Origin of the sequence: Hydrogenophaga sp. OTU3427, assembly GCF_038440225.1 — a bacterium.
In the GTDB taxonomy this organism is placed as follows: Bacteria; Pseudomonadota; Gammaproteobacteria; order Burkholderiales; family Burkholderiaceae_C; genus Hydrogenophaga.
Genome location: NZ_JASATI010000088.1, coordinates 1 through 4,115, shown reverse-complemented (window position 1 = coordinate 4,115; position 4,115 = coordinate 1). Strand labels below are relative to the sequence as shown.

Below are 4,115 nucleotides of genomic sequence, written 5' to 3'. Positions count from 1 at the left end.
GTCCAAGAACACGCACGCTGCTGCACGCTCCTCAACGGGAGGGAGTTCCAGCGACGACGGTTTACTCGGCCATAAGGCGCACCAGGCGTCGGAAAGCCTCTGCATGAGGCAGGGGCGCTCGATACGTGGGACTAGAACATTCCGAACCGCGTGCCATGTCTCTCGTTTCATGCGAATCCCGCCATCTATGCTCCAAGATCCATTCGCTTTGGTGCGCGGATCTGCAAAGAGTGGCCGCAAGTATTGAAGCAAAAATCCTGGAACCCAAGGGAAATCGCGCGCCCCGCCGTGAAGATAGAAATTGCTCCAGCGATAAATCCTCCATACGTCGTGCAAGTCCACGATGAAATCAATATCTTTTTGGTTGCTCTGGATGGCCTCAAATAGCTTGCTGAGGTCGATAGGAAGGAGGTCATCAGGTCTTTCTGGATTCACGTAGCTAGACACGCAAAACGCACCGCGCAGGCGAAGTTCAATGGCTGTGCGCAGTACAGCGACCGGCGTGTAGGGTGCGCGATCAGCATGGGTCATTCCAGAATAGATGCCATAGATGATTTGCTCTGTTCCCTTGTAGACCTCGAACGGAGTTTCGCGCTTACGGCGCCATGCGGCAAAGTATCTGGGAACATCTGTGACGTGATGGGCAGCATCTTCCAGAAGGATCAGTGCGTACCACATCATTTCAAGTAGCGCGCGGTGCAGGGTATGCACTACTGCCTCTTCAGCGAATACAGAGGGAACTTCCGAGAAGGCGTCGATGCTGCTGCAATAACGTGTTGCCTCCTTGTCAAGCATGGTGAGCTGCGCTCTGTAATAAGAGGGATCTGCCAATTTCTTCGTTCTGTCTGTGACCGAAACCATCACCCCTTTTCGCACTGCGTCGGCATCATTCATGGGGGTAAGTTTTTGTGGCCGAGGTGGGGTTGGAGCATTGGGGTGTTGCTGTTTCGGGGTCAAGATTGCACCGCCAAGCTCATTCCAAAGCCAAGGAAGCGCATCGCTTCTAACCCAAGTGCCGAGGGCAACCATGTTGGTGCGATTGCAGTCTTCAAGCTGCTGCAGTTTTTGAGAATATTCGTTGTGATTCATTTAATTACTCTGTCGTTGTTCTGCATATTACGTCCCGGCGTTCTGCCGTCGGGCTCGCGGACTATGCTGCGCGCCTCGTGCCGAGTCGCGGCCATCCGGCTTTGATCCCTAACGCCTCCGGCCCTTGAGGGCCTGCGCGCTTCGCTTGCCGAAAACCGGGGAGCATGGAGGTGCGAGGGAGGCGGTCTTGCCGTTCCCTTCATGGTGCCACGGCGTGCTCTCCGTCAATGACTGCGCGCCGACGGCGCTTGCGGCCTGGCGGCCGTCTTTGATCTTTGACTGCTTGCGCTGCGCCGTGACCCGGAAGGGCTGGGCAATTCCGCCCGGCAACCTTTCAGGAGTTCTTGCTAAAATGGCGCCATGCACGGGTAGGTGCTGGCCGTCCGCAATGGCAAAGTTCACTCACTACCAATGGCGATTTCCATTGGAATCTTGATCGGATTCCTACTGAGCGGACCCTAGGAGTCTTCGATTGAGAAACCAATGAAGATGAGCACCATCACATGGGCCGATCTGGCCCGCCTCAAGAAGGCCGCCAAGGCGGCCAAAGACACACTCCCCAACCTGACGCATATGCAACGGCTCAATGCCATTGCCGCGGCCGAATATGGAGTGCGCCACTTCCACGAACTGGAGAAGCGCTACGACGCGCAAGTGGCCAGCCACGTTGACGTGGACGGCGGTGCGCACCACTGCCGCTTCTGCTCCTACACCTTTGATGGGACGCTGCCAGCTGACATCAAGGCGCACGGCGAGCGGCATCAGCTCTTCGAGGAAGCGCAGGCGGCGCTGGGCTTCGTACCCATGCCGTACAAGGAGCGCGAGCAGGTCAAGCGCACCGGGTACGAATGGATGCGTTCGCTCGACCCAGGAACTCAGCGGCAAGGCGCGCTGGCTGTTCTGCTGTCCCACTTCGAACGCTCGATGGAGCGCGCTGTCGCCGACGGGCGCTGGCACAAGCACCCATACTTCGCTGAGTACCTGGCGTATGCGCTGCCTGGCGCGGGCTTTGTCCTTGAGTCGATTCGGCTGCGGCTCTCCAAGGAGTTTGGCGAGCAGCCCGGGGGCATTCCGGCCGGTTCGACGGACTGGCCGTCGCAGGCAGCCGTCAAGGTGAACCGTTCCGCCTCCGATGCCGCAACCTCTATGCGGCTTCGCGAGAGCGTGTCGCAGGCGGCGAAAACTGCCGCAGAGGCGTCGATCTCTGGTTGAGTTGAGCCACCACCTGGAGGGGAAAATCCCCCTCCAGGGCACGACGGTGTTTGACATCGCCGTGCTCCCATGTGGCTCCTAGCCTACGAAGACCAGTTTCCGAAGAACGGTCTGATCTGAGCCTAACTGGTTGTGGTGTATGGGAATGTATTCCGATGCAAGCCCGCCATGAGGACTTGACATCGGACATTTTTCATGGGGCTCAGTGTTGGGGAGAGTTCTTGCGCGCGGCGATTCCCACGAGCTAGGCAATGGTCTGCAGTGCGAGGTACACGGCCGAGTTGCGACGGACCTTACCGGCCAGAATCGCATTGCACAGGGCCTGCGAGTGGTTTGCGGCCCGCTCGCCGGCCTCGGACTGCCAACGCAGGCAGCGCCCTGCCTGCAGGTCCAGCTCGACCGCCACGGGCCCATATAGGTCGCACAAGGTCAGGCCACCGGACTCGCGAGCCCCCATGAACAGGTTCTTGCCCGAAACCCACTTCTGCGCGGTGCCGCGAAGTTCCAGCGTCACGACATAGCCGTGGGCCTGCACCTGCTGCAGCAGGGCTTGAGCGGTGGGCAGTTCTGGGGCTTGTTGGAGGGCTGCGGTCATGGGTGCATTATAGTTGCGTTTGATTAAATCATGGTTGCTTTTTGATGTCGATGTTTTCCCGAGCTTTTTGGTATCGATGGCATAATCGCGCCAACTAATTGCACCTTATGCACCATGGATAGCAACTCTGACACTCAACAGATCATCGACCTGCTCACGGGCATCACCGCGCGCCTGGACCGCATGGAGCGCGTCATGGGCAAGGTCTTGATCGAGGTCATTACCCAGCCGCACAGCCCCACACAGCCTGCAGCCGGGGCCCAGCATCATGACGGCGCGATCCTGCATCTCAAGCTCGGCAAGCTCACCCTTAAGCGGCATGCCGTGCTCACCGCGACCCTCGGGGGCTTGAGCTACGACCAGATCGCTCAGGCGATGGGCTGTGATGTGTCCACTGCCAAGGGGCATCTGAGAAACACCCTTCAGATCCTGGGCATCCCCTCCAGAGCCATCTTGCTCTCCAGCCATCGCGACATGCTCGATGGCTTGGACGATGCCCAGTACAGGACACAGTTTGGCCTGAGCAAGCACTGGTGGACCGAACAAATCCCATCCGAGATGGCCAGCCTTCAGATCACCAAGCGCTCAGCCAACCAACACACCCGCGTCAAGCTCTGAGGGGAGGCTTGAGAATGACCATCTTCCGGGATGACACCCTTCTGCAAAGGGCATTGAAGTTCGCATTCGAAGCCTGCGACACCCGTGCCCAAGAAGTCGCCGACCTCGACCCTGGTCTGGCTGAGAAGTGGCTCGCGCTGGCCGACAAGTTCGAGGTGCTCATGGGGAGAAAAATCGACTCGCTGAGCCCCAAGGATGACGAGCTGGCCCAAGAGGTGGTCCACATGGCCGAACAGTGGCTGCTCTCGCGTATTGGCAAAAGCCCCCATGTCATCTCCGATGAGGGCAAGGTCTGGTCGGCCATCATGTCCAAGTTCCGGATGCGCAGATGGCCGAATTTCAACCCCACGGTAGGGTCTGCATCGCCTCAGGGCGCCAGCCAACGATCTGAGGATGAATAAGCGTTTGCACGGGGGTTGCTCCGCGTGATCAATTTCAAATATTGCCACCGCCAGCTGATACGGTTGTGTGCCGAAGCCTATGATTTAGCTAGAATTTTGACAGCCAATTCGTCAGGAACGAGCGACTTCGCTTCTTGAATCTGCATCATAAATTCTGCGGAACGCAAGCACCTCGTGCGTCAGGATGTTGACTTTCATCT

5 protein-coding genes are annotated in these 4,115 nt (G+C 58.3%); 3 read left to right on the top strand and 2 right to left on the bottom strand.

Annotation, left to right across the window (positions count from 1 at the left end; all coding sequences use genetic code 11):
- Positions 1 to 1,089, bottom strand: a 1,089-nt coding sequence (locus AAHB17_RS24240; protein ID WP_342133632.1) for a hypothetical protein, incomplete at its 3' end; no start/stop codon positions are given.
- A 483-nt stretch (positions 1,090 to 1,572) separates the two neighbouring features.
- Between AAHB17_RS24240 and AAHB17_RS24235 the strand changes: the two genes are divergently transcribed.
- Positions 1,573 to 2,301: a hypothetical protein gene (locus tag AAHB17_RS24235; protein ID WP_342133631.1), complete on the top strand. Its 729-nt coding sequence runs from the start codon at positions 1,573 to 1,575 to the stop codon at positions 2,299 to 2,301.
- Positions 2,302 to 2,545: 244 nt separating this feature from the next.
- On the opposite strand, the gene AAHB17_RS24230 is transcribed toward AAHB17_RS24235, so the two are convergent.
- A complete protein-coding gene (locus tag AAHB17_RS24230) occupies positions 2,546 to 2,896 on the bottom strand; it encodes a hypothetical protein (RefSeq protein ID WP_342133630.1) in 351 nt (116 codons plus the stop codon).
- A 114-nt stretch (positions 2,897 to 3,010) separates the two neighbouring features.
- On the opposite strand from AAHB17_RS24230, the gene AAHB17_RS24225 reads away from it, so the two are divergent.
- Positions 3,011 to 3,514 carry an RNA polymerase sigma factor gene (locus AAHB17_RS24225; protein WP_342133629.1) on the top strand — a complete coding sequence of 168 codons (504 nt, stop codon included), beginning with the start codon at positions 3,011 to 3,013 and terminating at the stop codon, positions 3,512 to 3,514.
- 14 nt (positions 3,515 to 3,528) lie between these two features.
- Positions 3,529 to 3,915 carry a hypothetical protein gene (locus AAHB17_RS24220; RefSeq protein WP_342133628.1) on the top strand — a complete coding sequence of 129 codons (387 nt, stop codon included), beginning with the start codon at positions 3,529 to 3,531 and terminating at the stop codon, positions 3,913 to 3,915.
- The last annotated feature ends 200 nt before the right edge of the window (positions 3,916 to 4,115 follow it).

Coding starts and splice junctions, on each gene's coding strand:
- AAHB17_RS24220 (WP_342133628.1), top strand. CDS start 3,529: ATGACCATCTTCCGGGATGACACCCTTCTGCAAAGGGCATTGAAGTTC.
- AAHB17_RS24230 (WP_342133630.1), bottom strand. CDS start 2,896: ATGACCGCAGCCCTCCAACAAGCCCCAGAACTGCCCACCGCTCAAGCC.
- AAHB17_RS24225 (WP_342133629.1), top strand. CDS start 3,011: ATGGATAGCAACTCTGACACTCAACAGATCATCGACCTGCTCACGGGC.
- AAHB17_RS24235 (WP_342133631.1), top strand. CDS start 1,573: ATGAAGATGAGCACCATCACATGGGCCGATCTGGCCCGCCTCAAGAAG.